Consider the following 20,766-nt stretch of genomic DNA (forward strand, 5'->3'; position numbering starts at 1 on the left):
CCCATACAAGACGGTTCAAATCACACATCTCATAGCATAAAAAATAGCAATCACCAAATGGTAATTGCTATTTTTTGGTGCGAGAGACGGGACTTGAACCCGTACGAGTCGCCCCACACGCCCCTCAAACGTGCGCGTCTGCCGATTCCGCCACTCTCGCGTCAACAGTTAGAAGTATAACAGAACAGACTACAAATGTCAACACTTTTTTTAAATTTTTTTAAAGTTTTTTTGAGCTTTTAAAATAAACTTGATATGTAGCTTGTTTCGTCTATTATCACTGACGGATGCTCTGCAAAAAGAGTTTCGAAAGATCTAAAACCCCAAGAGCAACCTACTGCTTCTATATTGGCATTTTTGGCAGTTCGCATATCAACCTCGCTGTCGCCGAAGAAAATTGCCTCTGTAGGCTTGCAGTCAACTGCCGAAAGTGCCCTCAAAGTAGTTGTTGGGTCAGGCTTGGTCGGAAGTCCGTCAATGCAACCTGTGATGTAATCAAAAAATCCTTTGCCGAAAATATGCTCAACCATACCGTGAGCGGCGATGTCAGGTTTGTTTGAAACAACGCAAAGTTTCACTCCCATATCCTTGAGGATTTGGAGTTGTTCCTTTATGCCGTCATAAGCATGAGCATGGTCAAGCTTTACTTCATCATATATAATCTTAAATTCTTCGTATCTGTCATTGAGTGTTTGCTCATCCAAAGTATGGTCAAAGGCACGCTCAACAAGTTTTTTTGCACCGTTGCCCACAAACTTTTTGTAATCATCCAAAGACCAATTTGCTTCAAAATTATACTTTTTAAGCAATATTTCGGTTGCACCTGCCAAATCATCAATAGTGTTGACAAGTGTGCCGTCCAAATCAAATATAGCACATTTAATTTTGCTCATACAAATCACCCAAATCCTGTTCCTTATCCTTTTTTCGTTTTCTGACAAAATAGGTAGCAACCGCTATAACAACAACACCTGCCACTATACCGGATTCAATATAAATCTTGCGTTCTGTTTTTTTGCTGTTTACAGAGAGATTTCCGCTTTTTACGCTTGACCACAAATTGTTTTCAAATTCAAGAATATTCTGCGGAAGATTTTCAAATACCTCGCTTTTAGGTGCAGGGTCAGGATAAACCGCATCGTTGCCGTAGAGCGAACATTCCTCGTTTTCCTGGACCGCCTTGTTTGCGGAAGCATAGAAAATATACTCCTCATTTGCAAGCGCAACCTCCGGCTCTTGCATAAAGTTTATAAACGCTTCTGCACCTTTTTTGTTCTGCGTGCATTTTGGAATACAAAAAGCGTCATAAAAGGCATTTACGCCCTCTTTTGGATAAGCATAACCCAAATCGGGATTATTCTCGTTCATAAGGACATAATCGCCGACATAATAAGTTGCAAATGCGTACTCACCCGATTCCATAAGGTTGAACACCTCGTCCATAACATAAACAGGATTAACCTTATCTTTTTGCTCGGCAAGGAGTTTTGCGGCATCTACCCAATCTTGCTCATTTTGAGTGTTCAGGCTCTGCCCCAACAATTTTTGAGCAATGGCAAACGCATCACGGCTGTTGTTGAACATCAACACCTTACCTTTGTACTGCTCATCCCACAAGACTTTCCAAGAATCAGGCTTTTCTTTAACCAATTTCTTATTATACATAAGAACGGTATAGCCTGTATTAAAGCAAACAGAATACTTCTGTTCAGGGTCAAACGGAAGATTTAAACAATCCTCACGCATATACTTCATATTCGGAATATTTGAATAATCAAGCGGAATGAGCATATCTTCGTCAATAAGACGCTCAACCATATAATCAGACGGAGTGATTACATCATAAGAAACGCCACCGCCCGAAAGCTTGGAATACATATTCTCATTTGATTCAAAATTGGTATAATTGACTTTTGCACCTGTAAGTTTTTCAAACTCACGGACAACATCCATTGAGCCTTCTCCGCCATCGGAAATATATTCGCCCCAATTGTACACATTGACGGTTGTGCCCTGAAGCCCGAGAGACTTATAATAAGCCTTTTGCTCATCGGAAAAATAATCCTCATAGGCATAAGCCGTGACATTCATCAACGGCAAAGCACACACAAAGCACATAAGAAAAGCAACAATTCTTTTAAATTTAATCATTTTGCCGCCTCCTTTTTTTCTGCCCTTGCTTGTGCGATGTTCATAAAAATCAAAAGCACAAGAATGACAAGGAACATAAGGGTTGACAATGCAAACATATCAGGCTTTACTCTCTTTTTGGTGAGAGAGAAAATATAAATCGGCAAGGTCTGAAATGACGGTCCGTTGGTGAAATACGAAATGATGAAATCATCAAGTGACAATGTGAACGACATAATGCAACCCGTGATGATTCCATTCATAATTTCAGGCATAACGACCTTCATAAAAGCCTTGAACGGTTTACAACCGAGGTCAACCGCCGCTTCGTAGACATTCATATCGAATTGACGAAGTTTTGGCATAACATTCAAAATAACATACGGCAAGCAGAATGTGACATGAGCAATGAGAAGTGTTGTGAAGCCGAGCACCTCTTTTACATTGACAAGCGTGCCGACAAACACAAACAAAAGCATCATTGAAATACCTGTTACAATTTCAGGATTCATCATAGGAATGTTTGTGACATTCATCATTGTTTTTTTGTACAATTTGTTTTTCTGCATAAACAGACCGACCGAAGCCATAACGCCAAGCACAGTGGAAACAACCATTGTTACAAGCGCAAGCAAAACAGTGTTTTTGAGTGCATTCATAGCGGCTGTGTCGTGAAACATCTCAACCCACCAAGAGGTTGAAAAGCCGTCCATAATATAGGTTGAAGAACCCGAATTGAACGAAAACACGGTCATTACGGCAATAGGTGCGTACAGAAAAACGAATATGAGCACCATATAAAGTCTTGACGCAAACGAAACCTTATTTTTCATATAACGACACCTCCGTCCTGTGTGCCGTCATCAAAGTAATTCATTACTCCGAGGCATACGAAAATCAAAATCATAAGAACAAAGCTGAGTGCCGCACCGAGATGATAGTTATTAGCCGATTGAAACTGAGTTTCGATAACATCACCGATAAGAACAATCTGACCGCCGCCAAGTTTTTGTGTGATGTAGAAAGTTGAAACGCAAGGCACAAACACCATTGTAATGCCTGACAAAAGACCCGGCAACGACAAAGGCAAAATTACTCTTCTGAAGGTTGTTGCTCTGCCGGAACCCAAATCGTGAGCCGCTTCAACAAGCGAATTGTCAAGTTTTGAAAGAACGGTATAAATCGGCAAAATCATATAAGGCAGGAAATTATAAACCATACCGAAAATGACCGCACCGCCTGTGTTAATCATATGAACACTCTTTAATCCGAGAGCGTTGAGCAAGTTGTTCACTACTCCGCTGTCGCCCAAAATGGTCATAAGACTGTATGTGCGGATTAGAAAATTCATCCACATTGGAAGCATAACAAGGAGCACCATAGTTCTTTGAGTGTTGACGCTGTGCTTTGAAAGAGCGTAGGCAAACGGATAGCCGATAATCACGCAAATAACCGTTGCCGCCAAGCCATAAAGAACCGACAACAAAATGGTTGGAAAATAGTTTTTTATCTGTGCAATATTTGAAAAAGTGAACGCACCTGTTTTATCGGTGAAAGCATAGAACACAACCATAACAAGCGGAACAATGATGAAAAGCACAGACCAAAGCAAATAAGGCTTATCAAGCATTTTTTGAGAAAGACTACTCTTCTTCATTTTCGTCCTCCCAATTATATGACGCATCGGAAATGTGATCCATCTCGTCAGAGAATGAAGAATAGTCACCGAATTCGCCCGAATATTCGCTACGCTTCATAATATGAATAGCGTCAGGTTCGATGTGCATACCGATAGTGTCATCAACATGGATGTCATCCCTTGTGGTTTGAATCATCCAAATAAAGCCGTTTACATCAACAAGGATTTCAAAATGAACACCCTTGAATGTTACGGAAGTTACCTTACCTGTAAGAGAAGCCTGTGTGCCCGGTTCTCTGATTAAAATATCTTCAGGGCGAACAACAGCCTCTACGAATTCGTTTTTGTCAAAGCCCTTATCAAAGCACTTGAACTTGACACCGCCAAAAGTTACAAGATAATCCTCAAGCATAATTGCATCAACAATATTACTTTCGCCGATGAAGTCGGCTACAAAAGCGTTGACAGGCTCGTTATAAATATCCTCGGGAGTGCCGATTTGCTGGATTTTGCCCTTATCCATAACAACCACGGTATCGCTCATAGAGAGTGCTTCCTCTTGATCGTGGGTAACATAAATAAAGGTTATACCAAGCTCCTGCTGAATGTTTTTGAGTTCTCGTTGCATATCCTTTCGAAGCTTGAGGTCAAGCGCACCGAGAGGCTCGTCCAAAAGGAGAATATGCGGTTTGTTTGCAAGCGCTCTTGCGATGGCAACACGCTGTTGCTGACCGCCTGAAAGCGAGTTAATCGGGCGTTTTTCAAAGCCTTTAAGGTTGACAAGTTTGAGCATATCGGCAACGATTTGACGAACCTCCTCTTTCGGCTTCTTTTGAAGTTGAGGTCCGAATGCTATATTTTCATATACATTCAAATGAGAAAAAAGAGCATAACGCTGAAAGATGGTATTGACTCTACGCTTATGTGCAGGCAGGTCGTTGATGCGTTTACCCTCAAATATAATATCTCCGCTATCGGGCTTGACAAAGCCGGCAATGGCGCGAAGAGTTGTGGTTTTACCGCATCCTGATGGTCCTAACAGGGTTATAAACTCTTTTTCGTTGATGTATAAATTCAGATTTTCCAAAACTGTGTTATCACCATAACTCACGGTGATATTCTTCAAGTCAATAATCTTTTTCAATTATGCACTTCCTCTTTATTGCAGGCGTTGGAAAGACTCACCAACCCCCTCACGATTTACAATTAAAAAATTGCATTAAGACAAATATATATTTTTTATATTATAATGTCAATATATTTTTAAAAATAATGTCGAAAAAATATTGCGTCGTTTTAATTTAACCCCTCAGCCGCACACAAGGTGCGACAGCTCCCCTTGCAACAAGAGGAGCCTTAATAGACTAAAGAATTGGGTTGAACTGCACGCCGTCAATAGCACACTTGATTGTGCCCTCTACTTTTGAAAAATCGCAGACCAAGGAACGAGGCTTTTCGCAAGGATTATCGAGCGCCATAGGGACAAAATAGAAGTTGCGATTGTTCATAAGAACACCGATATTTTTTGCCGAAGCACCGAGGGCATCATTTGTTGAAACACCGATAACAACAGGCTTATCGTTGCGGAGATGTGATTTTACCGCCATTGTGACGGGAGTGTCGTTTATACCGTTTGCAAGTTTGGCGAGCGTGTTGGAAGTACATGGAACAACACACAGCACATCAAACATATGCTTCGGTCCAATCGGTTCGGCAGAATCAATGGTTGAAATTATATCTCTACCACAGATTGAAACGACCTTCTCCCTCACATCTTTAGCATTTCCGAATCTTGTGTCAATATTATAAGCATTGAACGACATAATCGGAGTGACAATGTGACCGCTGTCTACAAGTGATTGCATAGCCTCAATGCTTTTTTTGAATGTACAAAACGAGCCTGTAAGGCAATATCCTATTTTCACAGCGTCACCCCTATATGTTCAATTACTGCTTTTGCAACTGTTTCTCCTGCTGATTTTGGCGAATACTTTGCAGGAAGTCCTCTTGCCACAATCAAATTCAGTCCTAGTGATTCGGTAAAATGCACATCAATTCCACCCGGAAACGATGCCAAATCAACAAGCAACGCATCCTTTTTGAACAAGCGAAGTTCCCTTTCGTTGATTATAGGATGAGGTACTGTGTTAAACACAAAATCAAAATCGTTTTGCTGTTCAAGTTCGTCAAGGGTTACGGCCAAAGCACCGTTCATTTCAGCCGTTGTTCGTTGAACACCGTTTCGTGCACACACGGTTATGTGCGATGTATACGGAATTAAAAATCTGTGGAGAGCTTTTGCAATTCTGCCATATCCCAAAATTAGCACATTTGAATTGATAAGACTCAAATCGCTGTTTTGGCAGGCAATACACACGGCTGATTCGGCTGTATAATAAGCATTTTCGGCTGCGAAGCGTTCATTTTTTGTATAATCAAAAACATTGTCGCCCGACACATTTCCCGCACATATGTGAAAATCTCGGTAAGCATCAAGGCTTGGCGGATTTACGCCTGTCAAAACAAAGTCCGCCTTTGAAAGATTATCAACAGCCTTATACCCAAATTTTTGGAGATAATCGCTTGCATAAGCTACCCTTTTATCGTCAAAAGACGCAACATAAAAATTTGTCATATTTACTACCACCTTTTATATTTTATGAAATAATATAAAAAGGGTGTTTATTTTTTGCAAATTAGGTAGTATAATAAAAAAGATAATATGATTAATCGGGAGGAATATCCTTGAAAAATATAGATGAATTACTCAAAGAGAGCAAAAAGATACATTTTATCGGCATTGGCGGTGCAGGAATGTGCCCTATTGCAGAGATTTTGTTATCCCTCGGATACGAATTGACAGGCTCGGACAACAACGACACCGAAACTTTCAGGAGAGTTGAAAAAGAGGGTACAAAGGTGTTTTTGGGTCAGAAGCCTGAAAACATTGCCGATGACACACAACTTGTTATATACACAAATGCAATCCTTGCGGGCAATGCGGAACTTGAATACGCAAAAGCAAACTTTCCTTGCTTTGAAAGAGCAGAGGCACTCGGTGCACTCAGCCGTATTTTTTCAAACTGCATAGGTGTTTGCGGAACTCACGGCAAGACAACAACATCATCAATGATAACCCAAATTCTTATGGAAGCGGGGCTTGACCCATCTGCTGTTATCGGCGGAAAATTGCCATTGATAGACGCATACGGCAGATACGGACACAGTCAAAACTTTGTGTGCGAAAGCTGTGAATTCAACAATACATTTTTGCATATGAATCCTGATATGGCTGTCATCCTCAACATTGACGAGGACCACCTTGATTTCTTCGGCAATCTTGACAACATCAAAAAATCATTCAGAAAATTTGCAGACCTCACCACAAAGACAATCATTTATAACGGTGACGATGCCAACACGGTTGACACGCTCAAAGGCATTGAGGGCAAAAAGCTCATTTCTGTCGGCAGAAATGACGGCAACGAATGGGTGGCAAAAAACATTGATGTTCCGGGCGGTTTCCACAGTGAATACGACGCATACCACAACAACGAATTTGTTGCAAGAGTTGTACTTTCCGTTCCGGGTGAGCATAACATTTTGAACTCGCTTTGTGCATTTGCGGCAGCATACGAAAGCGGTGCGGAAGTTGAAAAAATCCTTGAGGGATTGAAGCATTTTGGCGGTGCGTCAAGACGATTTGAAAAACTCGGCACATACTGCGGAGTTACATTTGCAGACGACTATGCACACCATCCTGCCGAAATCAAGGTTACTCTTGAGGCTGCAAAAAAGATGGGATACAAGCATGTTTGGGCAGTGCACCAGCCGTTCACATTTTCAAGAACTTCCCTGCTTCTTGACGACTTTGCAAAGGTTTTGCAAATTGCAGACAGGTGCGTTGTAAGTGCAATTATGGGCAGTCGTGAAGTGAACACAATCGGAATAAAGGCAACCGACCTTTCGAGCAAAATTCCTGGTGCAGTTCAGCTCGACACTTTTGAAGAAATTTGTGATTATGTATGCGACAACGCAGAGGACGGCGATTTGGTAATCACTCTTGGTTGCGGAGATGTATACAAGGTGGCACGAATGATGTGCAAAAAGCTAAAGGAAAGAGAAGAACAAAATGTTTGAATTTAAGATAACCGACACAGCGACAGACGATTCAAAATTCATCAGATTCACTGTGTTTTGCGATGAACAGGGCGTGCAAAAAAGCCATGAGATAGACGAACTTGACGACAACAAGGAAGCCAAGCACATTGTTATGTACGACAACGGCAAGCCGATTGCCACATCAAGATTTTACAAAGAGCACGGCGACACTTGGCACGCAGGCAGAATTGCAGTGCTAAAGGAATACCGTGGCACAGGCTGTGGCAGAAAGGTGCTTGAAAAAGCCGAGGAGGAAATGAAAAAACTCGGTGCAAAGGAAAGTTTCATTTCTGCACAAACACAGGCACAGGGCTTTTATGAGGCTCTCGGCTACAAGGCGTACGGCGATGTTTATCCCGAAGAGGACATCCCGCACATTGCAATGAAAAAAGAATTATAAAAACAAAGCCGTCAAAGTTTATATTTTGGCGGCTTTTTGTATATCAAAAATATTCTTTTAACAAATTGTAATCATTATCTATTAGAATGACGGTGTTTTGATGAATCTCACAATCGACCTTTAATATATCAATCAAATTAGGATTGCGAACGGTCAAAACGCCGTTTTCGAGATTTTCTATATTTCGTTCTCCGCCAAGTGCTTTGACAAGTGCACGCACATCCTTGGGATAGTATTTTTGATTATCCATATCAAACTTGGCAACAACAATTTGAACAACAAAATACATCAGCACAGCAAGGACGAAACCGACAAGCAGAAAATATCCGACACTTCTGCCATACTTGAAAAGGCTGAACAGCGAAGCATATTTTTCAAATCCAATACGAATATCAACGAGTGCAGAAACAAAATATCCGACACCGCCGACAAAGACATAGCCCACAAAAATCAGCGGATTATAAAACAGCAAAAACAGGAGCAACAGCGTGTTATCTCCAAAAATGACCGACAGCAGGCACGGAAGCAAGAATGAAAACAAATAGCGTTTGCTCGTCTTTTTGAACAAAGCAAGCAGCGTGCCGAAAGTCAAAAATATATTAACAAAATACTTGCCGGTCAGATAATCGGCAACGGATGATTGCGGTACTTTTGGTGAGGACAAAAACACATTTTGCACACCTGCGGTGATTTTGCCATTCAGCAAAGTTGCAACGCTACAATCGGTGGTATAAATCAAATCTGAAAAATAACCTCCAAAAAAGGCGGAATAGACCTCATTCAGAATTCCGAAAAGGACTGCCCTGCCCTTAATCAGCAGAGTGAACTCTCTGACATACATTTGCAACAGTTCATCACAAATGCCAAAAATCAGACCGACTCCGACACCCAAAAGTGAGGTGGTTATAAGCAGGTATTCAAAGTCGAGATTATTGCCGAGCAGAACAACACCGACTGCCAATGCAACAATCACAGTCAGTCCCAAAGTGTGAGAGGTCAGCAGGAAGAAAACGGAATTTGCACAAAGAAGCGATATAGCAACAACAAAACTTTTGCTTGATTCTTTATATTCATAAAATCCCAAAAACATACCGACACAGGCAGACCACAACAAAGAAGTGACTACCTCGACATCAAAGCTGAATTTTGGCAACACAAGAGAGATTATATGAACGATGAGAACATACAGAGCCGTTACGGCAACGGGATATTTTAGGCGAGTAATCAGCCTATCTTTAGATGTAAAAATATTCATATTAAGAATATACCCAATAAAAAAACCTTTATGCAAATTATGAATATTATGTAATAGATGTTTAAAAGAAAGAATTTGTGTTAATCATAATGATATAAAGAAAATTTTAAAGGGTGAATAAAATGAACATTAAACGAGGCGACATCTACTATGCCGATTTAAGTCCCGTTGTAGGAAGTGAGCAAGGAGGAGTAAGACCTGTATTAATAGTTCAAAACGATGTGGGCAACAAATTTTCGCCAACCGTGATAGTTTCTGCCATCACAAGCCAACAAGGCAAAACAAATTTGCCGACACACATTGAGGTGAACGCTCACGATTGCGGACTTGCAAAAGACAGCGTTGTGCTGCTTGAGCAGGTGCGAACAATTGACAAAAGACGACTGAAAGAAAAGATGGGTACTTTGCCGACAAGCGATATGACCAAAATCAACAATGCAATAACAATATCAATGGGATTATAACAAAAAGCAGGTATTCGCAAAAAAGCGAATACCTGTGTTTTTATTCAATAGTAGCGTAGTATTTTCCGTATACCCAAGCCTTTGAGTTTGAAACAATGATTTCTATCGGATATTGATTTTTGTCATTCTTCTTTGAAACATCACATTTCAAGGTAAGATTTGAAGAATTGATGCTTGCTTTTTTAGGTGCAAGAACAGTTACGATTGTGCTGTCAATCGACTTGACCGAAAGTTTGCTTCCCTGCTCTGCGCCCTCAATGATGATGTCATCCTTATTTATTCTGACCTTATGCTCGGAATACGAATTGCTGACAGTAACCTTTGCGGTGATTTTCTTTGTTCCGTCAAGAACAGAAATACCGTTCAAATTTGTTACATCAAATTCAAAATCGTGACTTCCGACTGTCAAATCGCCAAAATAGATAGTGCCGATATTTGCGGTTGAAATATTCGCCGTTGAAAGAGCACCGGCATAAAGCTGATTCTTTGAATAAGAAACGCTGACAATGTCTTTTGCCAATCCGGTAGGCTTATCCTCAAATGTTGTGGTAACCGGCAAAGTGCAGGTTTGAAGCACCGGAATAGTAACCGAAAGTGAGGTAAGCGGTGTGTTTTCATCTGTTCTGTTTGTTATTGTGATATAGCTTGTTTCAACGCCGTTGCCGTCAAGTTCAATATCGCAGTCCTGTGTGAACGGCTCGGTGAGATTTGTTTTGTCGCCGAAATCAACCTCGCAATAAGCATTGTCAATTTTGTCAACATAGGTTTTAGGACCTGAAACAACAATTTTATCCTCGCTGAGAACAGGCGTACCGAAAACATAGCCGTCCGCCACCTTGTCCCTGTCAAACTTTACATCAACATCAAATGTCTTGGTTGTGTTGACATCAAAATAGCCCTCAATTGAGCTTGGATAAACAGATTCAACCGTATAATCAAGTCGTTTTGATTTGTTGGTTACACGAATCGGGATTGACTGATTGCCGGTTCTGTTAACCGCCGAGGTATCAAAGGTGATGTTCAAATCATCTGCCGTAACCTGACCGATGACATATTTTTGACCGGACAAAGTAATGCTCAAATCAACAGAATTTTGAAGTGCATAGTACTGCATACCGATGCCCGAAAGTTTACCGCTGAGTTCAATAGGAGCAGTTACTTTGATTGTTTTTGTGTCATCCGCACCGACACTGAGTGACGAGCCAATCCACACAATAACAGCCAAGAATATCGACAAAACTATGAGGTACTTATCGTTGTATACAAGGTCTGAAAAGGAAAATTTTGATTTTTCTTTTTTTACTGTTTCGGAAGTATTATTTTTACTCATTACTTAAACCTCCTTTTCAGCTTTGAAATAATCTTGTCATCCGAGGAGAAAGTGTCAGGGATGTACTGCTGGGTCAAAATGTCACGCATATCGCCTGTTGAAATGTCACGACGAAGTGTACCGTTGACGGCACAACTGATTTCGCCCCTTTCTTCACTTACAACAAAAACGATAGCATCGCTTTGCTCACTCAATCCGAGTGCCGCTCTGTGACGGGTTCCGAGTTGAGAAGAAAGATTATTATTCTTTGTAAGAGGCAAAATACAACCTGCCGCATAAATACTATTGCCTCTGATAACCATTGCGCCATCGTGAAGCGGTGACTTCGGATAGAAGATATTGCCGATAATTTCCTTTGACGGAACGGCATCAACAACCGTACCCGAAGCAATGATGTCGCCCAAAAGCGTTTCGTTTTCGAACACGATAAGAGCGCCGATTTTTGCATCAGCCATTTCTGCACAAGATTTGCAGGTTGCATCAATAGTTTGCTTCATTTCGGCAACATCAATAGCAACGCCCGAATTGAAGAGTTCTTTGACAAAATTAGTTGCCTTGCCCTTGCCGACCTGTTCCAAAATCTTACGAATTTCGGGTCCAAATAAAATAACAAGAATAATGAGGATATTGTTGAATATCATCCTCATAATATAGCTTGAAGCGCCCATTCCGAGGAAGGTTACAACAAGATAAACAATGGTCAAGAGCAAAAAGCCTTTGATGAGTTGCATTGCCCTTGTTTCTCTTATTACTCTGACAACAAGGTAAATAACAATGGCAACAAAAAGTATATCGACAACATCAATTATACCGAAGGTGCGAAAAAGCCCTTTGATTTGAGAAAAGAAATCTATAATTGAATTGCCGAGATTTTTTAAATATCTAAATCTGAATTGTATAAATAAATCAAACAGTGGCATTTTTTTCAGTCCTATAAATTAAGTTACATATATAATACCACACATCACACGATAAATAAAGTAGATTTAAGTCTAAATTCACAACTTTTTTACAACATTAATAAGTGCTTCACAATCATAAACCGTGTTGAACGCACCAAAACTCACACGAACTGTGCCACGGTCGGCAGTTCCGAAATGCTTGTGTGCAAGCGGAGTGCAATGAAAGCCCGCCCTTGTGCAAATATTGTTTTTTGCAAGAATTGACGCAGTTTTTTCGCTTGAATAATCTGCAAAATTAAAAGAAATAATCGGCATTGTTTTGTTTTTTTCGGGAAGCGGAGTGTAGAGTTTTACTCCGTCAATGCCGTCAAGTGCGGAATAAGTGTGGCGAGCAAGCGACAACTCGTGAGAATAAATCGCATCCGTACCATATGTGTTGATATAATCAATACCCTTGCCGAGAGAAATAATACCCGAATTGTTAAGTGTTCCCGATTCAAGCCTGTCGGGTAAAAAATCAGGTTGCTTGAGCGACATAGAGTTACTGCCCGTGCCACCCTCCTCGATTGTTGAAAGTTGAACACCGTCCTTTACGGCAATGAAGCCCGTGCCCATTGCACCGAAAAGGCACTTATGCCCCGGAGCACAAAGAATGTCTATATTATCCCTTTTTGCATTTATGTCAGCAACTCCTGCGCCCTGTGCACCGTCAACAATAAATCTTATGCCGTGATTCTTGCACATTTCGCCGATTTTTGCAACAGGAAATGTCACACCGAAAGCATTGCTCGAGTGCATACAAACAACAACGGTTGTGTTAGGTTTGATGAGATTTTCAAAATTCTTAACCGTTTCGTCATCATCAAACGAATAGCGTGCAATGTCATATTCAATCGTACCGCTATCAGCCAACTTTTGGGCAACACGGCTTACGGAATTATGTTCAAGAGAAGAAATGATAATATGGTCGCCTTGCTTGACGCTCCCCTTAATTGCCATATTGAGAGCCTCGGTACAGTTTTTGGTGAAAGCCACATTTTGCGGTTCAAATCCAAACATATCTGCAACTTTTTCACGCACGGAATAAATCATCTCACCTGCACGGATGCTTTCCTTATAACCGCCTCTGCCACTGTTGAACGAATACTTTTTCATTGCCAAAACAGCGGAAGCAAGCACCGACGAGGGTTTTGGGTAGGTTGTGGCGGCATTGTCAAAATAAATCACAATTCCCTCACCCCGAGTATTCTTATTCCGTTTTGAGCAAGCAAACTTTTTGCCGTGTCGCAATCCGCACAGTCAATGCCGATAACGAAGCCACAACCGTCACCGACAGCAGGATTTTCTATTCTTGACACAGTAGGCTTGATGCCGTAACGCCGAAGCAATTTTGAGCCTCGTTGTGCGTTGGTTACAGAACCTAACTTAATTTCACATTTCACGAAATCACCTCGTTTACAAGTGTATACATATATTACATAGTATGCACAAAAGGAGGTTTTTGCATCATATTTATTTTGGACACAAAAAAGAGGCGAACACTCGCCTCTATAAAACAACATTATTTTATACTATCATACCAGATTCTATCCAAGACATAACGGACGGATATTCTTCTTTATAATCATCCAATCTTTCGCTGTTTGAATCAACAAAAGCCATAAATTCGTCCACATCTTCAAAATCGAAGGTGAAATCCTGAACAAAATCGTAGGTTGCCGTAAAGAAGTAATCGAACAAATCATCGGGTGAAAAACATTCAAGAAGTTTGTCGGCAACAATCTCGGTCATATAATCAAACCCGTTTTTAATTTTAAGTTCTTCGTCATCATCAAAGGTGTCGATATTTTCATCAGCCTCGCAATAAGCAATAATATCTTCCTGTGAAAAGCCGATTTGCGCAAGATAATCAACAACATCCTCATAGCCGGTTTCGTTGACCTCATCATAAAGGCGATATTCAAACTCACCGATAAGATTTTGAATAGCTGTTGCCTTGAAAATATCGTCAATCTCGTGTCCCGGCTCATCGGTAATTACAAAGCCGTCTTGTTCAAATTCTGACCATATAAGTTCATAAAGGCGGGTATACTTGTCTTTTTCCTCAAATATTGCCTCGTGAATAAATGAATATAAATCCATATTTAACTCCTAACATCACATAAATCTTTAAATGTATTGTATATCATATTGCGTGCATTTTCAATATTGCATTATAAATTATTTTAAGTTATAATTAAAATATGTATATATTACTGAATTTAAGGTGAAATTATGAAATACAAAATCACAAGCAACGAAGCCGAGGTTTGCATTTTGCAAGAAGGGGCAATGCTCACTTCTCTGCTCAAAAACTCAACGGAATATCTTTGGCAGGGCGACGAAGAACATTGGAGCGGTCAAGCACCGATCTGCTTTCCTATTGTTGGAATGTTGCCGAACAACAAGGGCACGGCATTTGGAGAAAAATGCGTTATGAAGCGCCACGGCGTTGCAAGAATAAATCCGTTTGAACTCAAAGAACAAAGCAAAAATTCAATTGCGTTCATTCAAAAATCAAGCGAAGAAACAAGAATGGCTTTTCCGTTTGACTATGAACTTGAAGTGAAATACACGCTTGTAGGTTCAACGGTAAGCGTTGAATATCTTGTTAAAAACACAGGCAAGAAAAAGATGCCGTTTGTTATCGGCGGTCACCCGGCATTTAACTGTCCGCTTGACGAAAACGAAAAGTTTGAAGATTACAAGGTGGCTTTTGACAAAGCACTTGATGGCGGGTATCTCCGTCCCGACCATCACAGCGGACTGATAAACATTGAAAACAGATTTGATGATTTTTACGGCGAATCTGAAATTGCAATGCGCCACAACTTGTTTGAAGAAAAAGACGCAATGATATTTGACAGCATTGCACCAAAATCGGCAACGCTTATCGGACCGAGGGGCAAGGGCATAAAAATCGAATATCAAGATATGGCAAACCTGCTTATTTGGTCTGCGTGCGGCAATGCCGACTTTGTTGCGCTTGAGCCGTGGACAGGAATTTCCAACTGCTCCGACGAAACAAATGAGATTGAAAAAAAGCGTGGAATGACAATACTTGAACCGAACGAACAGGCAGGATTCAAGTACAAAATTACAATGATATAACTGAGGGCAAAAAATGAATTACGGAATGTTTAGAGTAGCTTCGGCAAGCCTCAAATTGAAAGTGGCAAACCCAAGCTACAACAAGGTTGAAATCAAAAAAGCAATATACGATGCAGAAAAGCAAGGTGTGCGACTTCTTGTTACTCCCGAGCTTTCGATAACAGGATATTCCTGCGGAGATTTATTCTTTACAAAATCACTCCTTAAAGCATCAAACGAAGCACTTTTCGACATTGTTGAATACACAAAAGACAGAAACATTGTTGTGGTTGTGGGTGCTCCGTGGGCTATAAAGAACTCACTTTACAACTGTGCATTTGTAATTTACAAAGGTGAAATCTTGATGGCTGTGCCAAAAAAGAATCTGCCAAACTACAACGAATTTTACGAAAAAAGATGGTTTGCAGAAGCTACGGACGAAGACTTCAGCGAATGGATAAACGACAAAGAATACGGTTTTGAGATTTCTACAACAAAGCTCATCAAACTTGATGACGAAGTTACTGTCGGAGTTGAATTATGCGAAGATTTGTGGGTAACAAACCCGCCGTCAAACAAACTTGCGACCGAGGGTGCAAACATCATAATTAACCTTTCCGCAAGTGACGAATATGTTTCAAAGGCACAGTACAGAAAGAAACTTATCGAAACGCAGTCGGCAAAATGTATCTGCGGATATATTTATGCAGGTGCAAGCATATACGAAAGCACAACTGACCTTGTTTTCGGCGGAGCAACAATCATTGCTGAAAACGGAGCAATTCTCGCCGAGGGCAAGCGTTTTAGCCGTGAAAATGTTATCACCATTGCAGACATCGACTGCGAAAAGCTCAACACACTTCGCCTAAAGGACACAAGTTTCAGCAACAATTCTATCAGTGAGTTTGATACTATGGAACTTCCTTGTGATTTTTGTTTTGACAATGATGACGATGACGAAGATGAAGATGACGAGCCTAAAATCGAATTAAATCCGGACAACGATTTGAAGTTCAGATATATTGACCCTCACCCATTTGTTCCGAGTAACAAAGACGAAGTGCGTGAAAGATGCGAAGAAATTTTTGCAATTCAGGCAAGCGGACTTGCAAGAAGGCTTGAGCACATCAATTCAAAAGGATGTGTAATCGGCATCAGCGGTGGACTTGACAGCACGCTTGCACTTCTTGTTGCGGTTGAGAGTATGAAAATGCTCGGCAAACCTATGACGGACATCATCGGCATCACTATGCCGGGCTTCGGCACAACCGACAGAACATACAACAACGCAATTGAATTGATGAAGTCACTCGGAGTGACTATCAAGGAAATCAGCATAAAAGACGCTTGCATTCAGCACTTAAAGGACATTGAACACAGCGAGGATGTGCACGACATTACATACGAAAACACACAGGCAAGAGAGAGAACACAAATTCTTTTTGATATGGCGAACAAGATGGGTTGCTTGCTTGTGGGCACAGGTGATTTATCAGAACTTGCAATGGGTTGGTGCACATACAACGGCGACCATATGAGCATGTACGGAGTGAACGCCTCTGTGCCAAAAACACTTGTGAGATACCTTGTTGAATATGTTGCAAGTCAAAGTGACGAAAAGACAAAGGCTATTCTTCTTGATGTGCTCGACACACCTGTTTCGCCTGAACTTCTTCCGCCTGACGAAAACGGCAAAATTGCTCAAAAGACGGAGGACAACATCGGTCCGTACGAATTGCACGACTTTTTCCTTTACAATTTCGTGAGATTCGGCTTTACAAAAGAAAAGCTCCAAAAACTTGCCGAAAAAGCATTTGACGGAGTTCATGACAGAAAAACAATAAGGAAGTGGCTTGATGTATTTATGAGAAGATTTTTCATCAGCCAATTCAAGAGAAATTGTATTCCTGACGGACCAAAGGTTGGCTCGGTTTCGCTCTCCCCTCGTGGCGATTGGAGAATGCCGAGTGACGCAAGTTTTGAAGATTTTATGTAATATAAACACAGTAAAAAGGCATAACAGTCATTTGACTGCTATGCCTTTTAGTTTGGAGAAAATTATTATTTTCAATACCATTTATCTACCCAACCGTCTTTGTCGGTTGTGATTTTATTTTTATCTGTTTTTGTGTTGTTGACAACTGTTGTTTCGTTCAAATTCTGTGAAGGAGCAACTGCTGACGATGTGGTTTCTGCTTTTTTAGCAGAAGTTGTTGTTTCATTATTTGAAAAAACAACATCGTTATCGGCTTTATCCGCTTTGCTTGTATTGGTTTTGGCAGTTGTTTCGTCCTGACCAACAGAAACATTTGACGATGTGGTGCTCAAATCGGGATTTGAATTTTGCTCTGTAACAGAAACGGTCACTTCATTTTCGTTAGTCGAATCTGTTGCCGTATCGGAAATGATCTGTGAACAAGCGGTGAGCATTGACAGGCAAACGGAAGCCACAAGCAACGGCAAAAATAATTTTTTCATATTAATTCCCATAGCCTTTCCGGCTACAAATAGTTCATTAACAATCATCCACACGCCTCTCTGTAGCCGGACAAGGCATATAGTGGGAATTTAGCCATCTCAAAATTATGCCGCAGGCAAATTTTGAGGGCAATATAATCGGTATAGTGTAATTTTTCACACTATTCCCCCTCCGCCATTACTTCACTGACTGAGAGTTTAACAGTATCATCCACTTCTTCATCGCCGAGAACAGCTGTTGCAACCTGATTGTAAGAACGCTTAACAATCGGGGAATAGAAATACCAACCGTCAACATTTACATAAGCTCTTACAGAAACGACAGTATCTCTTTGATTGACAGGAACATCTTTGATAACAAGATTGAACGAAGTTTTGTTGTCGTCTTTTAAGGTTTTTTCGGCTTTAATCTTGCGTTGCGCATTGTCAATGTCAAGCATATCCGTGTCGCCATAATTGAGGACAAAACCATATTCAACATTATTAGCAAGGTTTTCGAGTTCATCAATCCTTGACCAGTTAAAACCGAATCTCATACCTGAATCTGTGGCACGGATTTGAGCACCCTTTGTGTTTGCAAAGTTACCCGAATCCTTATATGTGCAATGATCAAAAGAATGCTTTTCCAAAAATTCACGCAACTTGCTTATACCGTTTTGAAGCTGTGCGATAAAGTTATATTTATAATCTCCTTTTGCATCAAAATCAATGGACAGATTATTGTTTACATAAAGATTAACTTCGCTTGGTATATCAAGATGCAATGAAGTTGCCTTTGGCACAAACAAGGTTTTGAGCGAAGTGCAATTTTCAAACGGACTTGCAGCACTCGAACTGCATTCCAACAATTTTGGAAGATAAGCTGTTTGAAGCATTTTGCAGTTTTTGAAAGTGCTGTTTTCAATTCTTGTCAGTCTGCCGAGTTTAACGGTCTGCAACTTTGCATTTTCAAACGCATTTTCTTCAACCTTGGTGCAATTTTCAAGGATAACTGTATTAAAGCCTGAATGTTCAAACGCATTTTTGCCAACAGTTCTTACGCCATGTGCAGAAAAATTACATGCAACGGCATTACAATCTGCAAACGCAAAATCACCGATGTTTTTAACAGATTTCGGCAACGAAACATTACAGACATCGCAGTATCTAAAACAATTTTCTGCAATAGATAACGGTGCAATACCGTTGATTTTATCAGGAACCGCAACATCTTTTTTGCCACCCAAATAAGCAACAACAGCGCCGTTTGCATCAGTTATAAATTCCTGCTCGCCGATATAATAATCCGCACAGAAAAATTTGCCGTGGAATACCGAGCCTGTTCTTTCATATGCAACAGCAATGAGCCTTGTGTTTTCGCTGATAACAACCGGTTCCGTATACTTATTGCCGTTTTTAAGAGTAGGCAAAGTGCCGTCGGTTGTATAAATAATATCAACCAAAGTATTGGCACATTCAAGTTTTACACTGATTTCGCTCGGATAAACACCGCTTTGATAATTGGCATTTACGATCTTGCATCTTGTGCCGTCAATAAGATTTGTAAAATTAACAACGCCCTTGCCATATTTCTTGAAGCAGTCCTTTTCCTTGAACGGAATGCAAGATTCAAGAAGTCGTTTTTTCACATCATACGGTGAATAATTTGAATGTTCCATACGAACAATTGCAGCCGCAGCGGCAACTATCGGAGCAGAAAACGAAGTTCCGCTTGAATATAGATATTTTGGTGATGGGCTGTTCCTTGTTGCTTTGTAGGTTGTGAATCTGCCCGGAGCGGCAATATCAATGCAATTACCATAATTTGAAAACGAACTTGGAGTATTATCCTTGTCAACACCCGAAACGGCGATAACATTATCGTACGATGCCGGGAAGGTGACATTTTCTACTCCGTCATTGCCGGCTGAACCGACAAAGACAACGCCCATAGCGGTAAGCTCGTTAATTTCATTTTCAATATGGCTATCCATGTCTGTACCGCTAAATGACATATTGATGACATCGGGACGCTTACTCATATTTTTGATATAAGAAAGAGCAAGGAGTACGCTTGAATCGGTAATTTTATTGTCATTTGAAACCTTGAAGCCCTGAACTTTTACATTTGAAGGAGTGCACATTACAACAGTGCTTGCAACCTGTGTGCCGTGTCCGAAATCATCCATTTCATCACGGGAGGATTTGACTGAAAAATCGGTATTTGAGCGAACGACACGATTTTTAAAAAGATTAATGTCGTACTGAATACCGCTGTCTATCACACCGACAACAACTTCTCTGTTGACTTTATACTTATAATAATCAACCGCTTCGTCAATGTCGCACATCGCATATCCCCATTCGTATTTTTCATCTCTGTATTTTGAATAGGAATAACCGTCAAGTTCGTAATCGCTTGTTTCTTCATCAACCTCATTAAAAACGGAAATTTTGTCATAAACAGGTTCGTAGCCGAGAGCATCGAATCTTGAAAAAGCAACAGATGCAGATTCAATATTCTCATACTGAACAATGGTATAGCCATACATATCAACAGACATAGTGCTGTTATATGTATCGACATTTTTGCCGTCTGTTTTTAGAATAATTCGTCTGTTGACAACAGTGCTTTTATCTTCTGACAAAAGTTTTTCATCTTCAGAGAGCATTTCTGCCAAATCATCAGTGGCTCGGTTAACTTCAATTTGCGAAGCCGCAGACGCTATAACGCAGTTCATAGGCGCAAAGGTGCTCATAACAAGAATCAAAGACAAAAGCAAAGACAACATCTTTTTCATATTGAGCACCTCCAATCACAGCATTAACATGTCAAAACCTAATTATAACATTTCTTTAACATTATTATACTATTAATATATCATAATTCGGTGACTAT

20 protein-coding genes and 1 tRNA gene are annotated in these 20,766 nt (G+C 40.5%); 5 read left to right on the forward strand and 16 right to left on the reverse strand.

The genetic code is table 11. The features are described from left to right. Positions 1-75 precede the first annotated feature (75 nt). The 8 genes from B5D29_RS07525 to B5D29_RS07560 form a co-directional block, all read right to left on the reverse strand. Positions 76-160 (reverse strand) — tRNA-Leu (locus B5D29_RS07525). 79 nt (positions 161-239) lie between these two features. Continuing rightward, positions 240-893: an HAD family hydrolase gene (locus B5D29_RS07530; RefSeq protein ID WP_078768964.1), complete on the reverse strand. Its 654-nt coding sequence runs from the start codon at positions 891-893 to the stop codon at positions 240-242. Then, positions 880-2,151 (reverse strand): ABC transporter substrate-binding protein, encoded by a 1,272-nt coding sequence (locus B5D29_RS07535; RefSeq protein WP_078768965.1) that lies wholly within the window; start codon positions 2,149-2,151, stop codon positions 880-882. The genes B5D29_RS07530 and B5D29_RS07535 overlap by 14 nt, the downstream gene beginning before the upstream one ends. Then, a complete protein-coding gene (locus B5D29_RS07540; RefSeq protein ID WP_078768966.1) occupies positions 2,148-2,963 on the reverse strand; it encodes an ABC transporter permease in 816 nt (271 codons plus the stop codon). Before B5D29_RS07540 ends, B5D29_RS07535 begins: the two co-directional genes overlap by 4 nt. Next, entirely contained in the window at positions 2,960-3,787 is an 828-nt protein-coding gene (locus tag B5D29_RS07545) for an ABC transporter permease (RefSeq protein ID WP_078768967.1), read from the reverse strand. The genes B5D29_RS07540 and B5D29_RS07545 overlap by 4 nt, the downstream gene beginning before the upstream one ends. Next, the gene (locus B5D29_RS07550) at positions 3,774-4,913 is read right to left on the reverse strand and encodes an ABC transporter ATP-binding protein (RefSeq protein WP_078768968.1); all 1,140 of its coding nucleotides are present in this window, start codon (positions 4,911-4,913) and stop codon (positions 3,774-3,776) included. The genes B5D29_RS07545 and B5D29_RS07550 overlap by 14 nt, the downstream gene beginning before the upstream one ends. Before the next feature lie 220 nt (positions 4,914-5,133). Beyond that, positions 5,134-5,694 carry a dipicolinate synthase subunit B gene (locus B5D29_RS07555; RefSeq protein WP_078768969.1) on the reverse strand — a complete coding sequence of 187 codons (561 nt, stop codon included), beginning with the start codon at positions 5,692-5,694 and terminating at the stop codon, positions 5,134-5,136. Continuing rightward, positions 5,691-6,404 carry an NAD(P)-dependent oxidoreductase gene (locus B5D29_RS07560; protein ID WP_078768970.1) on the reverse strand — a complete coding sequence of 238 codons (714 nt, stop codon included), beginning with the start codon at positions 6,402-6,404 and terminating at the stop codon, positions 5,691-5,693. The genes B5D29_RS07555 and B5D29_RS07560 overlap by 4 nt, the downstream gene beginning before the upstream one ends. A 110-nt stretch (positions 6,405-6,514) precedes the next feature. Here B5D29_RS07560 and murC point away from each other — a divergent pair, with 110 nt between their 5' ends. Together murC and B5D29_RS07570 are read left to right on the forward strand one after the other, a co-directional pair. Next, positions 6,515-7,909 (forward strand): UDP-N-acetylmuramate--L-alanine ligase, encoded by a 1,395-nt coding sequence (gene murC, locus B5D29_RS07565; protein ID WP_341465261.1) that lies wholly within the window; start codon positions 6,515-6,517, stop codon positions 7,907-7,909. After that, entirely contained in the window at positions 7,902-8,330 is a 429-nt protein-coding gene (locus B5D29_RS07570; RefSeq protein ID WP_078768971.1) for a GNAT family N-acetyltransferase, read from the forward strand. The genes murC and B5D29_RS07570 overlap by 8 nt, the downstream gene beginning before the upstream one ends. Before the next feature lie 43 nt (positions 8,331-8,373). Here the strand turns inward: B5D29_RS07570 and B5D29_RS07575 are convergent, their stop codons facing one another. Next, positions 8,374-9,585 (reverse strand): hypothetical protein, encoded by a 1,212-nt coding sequence (locus B5D29_RS07575; protein ID WP_143406748.1) that lies wholly within the window; start codon positions 9,583-9,585, stop codon positions 8,374-8,376. A gap of 122 nt (positions 9,586-9,707) precedes the next feature. On the opposite strand from B5D29_RS07575, the gene B5D29_RS07580 reads away from it, so the two are divergent. Then, positions 9,708-10,049: a type II toxin-antitoxin system PemK/MazF family toxin gene (locus tag B5D29_RS07580; RefSeq protein WP_078768973.1), complete on the forward strand. Its 342-nt coding sequence runs from the start codon at positions 9,708-9,710 to the stop codon at positions 10,047-10,049. Positions 10,050-10,089: 40 nt separating this feature from the next. On the opposite strand, the gene B5D29_RS07585 is transcribed toward B5D29_RS07580, so the two are convergent. The 5 genes from B5D29_RS07585 to B5D29_RS07600 form a co-directional block, all read right to left on the reverse strand. Beyond that, entirely contained in the window at positions 10,090-11,379 is a 1,290-nt protein-coding gene (locus B5D29_RS07585) for a CdaR family protein (RefSeq protein WP_078768974.1), read from the reverse strand. Beyond that, on the reverse strand, positions 11,379-12,299 hold the full coding sequence (cdaA, locus tag B5D29_RS07590; RefSeq protein ID WP_078768975.1) for a diadenylate cyclase CdaA: 921 nt from the start codon (positions 12,297-12,299) through the stop codon (positions 11,379-11,381). Before cdaA ends, B5D29_RS07585 begins: the two co-directional genes overlap by 1 nt. A 78-nt stretch (positions 12,300-12,377) precedes the next feature. Continuing rightward, a complete protein-coding gene (locus B5D29_RS07595; RefSeq protein ID WP_159443439.1) occupies positions 12,378-13,508 on the reverse strand; it encodes an aminotransferase class V-fold PLP-dependent enzyme in 1,131 nt (376 codons plus the stop codon). Beyond that, positions 13,505-13,723: a putative Se/S carrier-like protein gene (locus tag B5D29_RS08610; protein ID WP_143406749.1), complete on the reverse strand. Its 219-nt coding sequence runs from the start codon at positions 13,721-13,723 to the stop codon at positions 13,505-13,507. Before B5D29_RS08610 ends, B5D29_RS07595 begins: the two co-directional genes overlap by 4 nt. Before the next feature lie 124 nt (positions 13,724-13,847). Then, positions 13,848-14,423 carry a hypothetical protein gene (locus B5D29_RS07600; RefSeq protein ID WP_078768977.1) on the reverse strand — a complete coding sequence of 192 codons (576 nt, stop codon included), beginning with the start codon at positions 14,421-14,423 and terminating at the stop codon, positions 13,848-13,850. Positions 14,424-14,555: 132 nt separating this feature from the next. Between B5D29_RS07600 and B5D29_RS07605 the strand changes: the two genes are divergently transcribed. Continuing rightward, a complete protein-coding gene (locus B5D29_RS07605) occupies positions 14,556-15,431 on the forward strand; it encodes an aldose 1-epimerase family protein (protein ID WP_078768978.1) in 876 nt (291 codons plus the stop codon). Between the two features lie 13 nt (positions 15,432-15,444). After that, positions 15,445-17,406 (forward strand): NAD(+) synthase, encoded by a 1,962-nt coding sequence (locus tag B5D29_RS07610; RefSeq protein ID WP_078768979.1) that lies wholly within the window; start codon positions 15,445-15,447, stop codon positions 17,404-17,406. A 71-nt stretch (positions 17,407-17,477) separates the two neighbouring features. On the opposite strand, the gene B5D29_RS07615 is transcribed toward B5D29_RS07610, so the two are convergent. Together B5D29_RS07615 and B5D29_RS07620 are read right to left on the reverse strand one after the other, a co-directional pair. Continuing rightward, positions 17,478-17,936 carry a hypothetical protein gene (locus B5D29_RS07615; RefSeq protein ID WP_078768980.1) on the reverse strand — a complete coding sequence of 153 codons (459 nt, stop codon included), beginning with the start codon at positions 17,934-17,936 and terminating at the stop codon, positions 17,478-17,480. A 113-nt stretch (positions 17,937-18,049) separates the two neighbouring features. Beyond that, positions 18,050-20,668: a S8 family serine peptidase gene (locus B5D29_RS07620; RefSeq protein WP_078768981.1), complete on the reverse strand. Its 2,619-nt coding sequence runs from the start codon at positions 20,666-20,668 to the stop codon at positions 18,050-18,052. Positions 20,669-20,766 lie beyond the last annotated feature (98 nt).

Source organism: Eubacterium coprostanoligenes (assembly GCF_900167205.1).
Taxonomy (GTDB): Bacteria; Bacillota; Clostridia; order Oscillospirales; family Acutalibacteraceae; genus Eubacterium_R; species Eubacterium_R coprostanoligenes.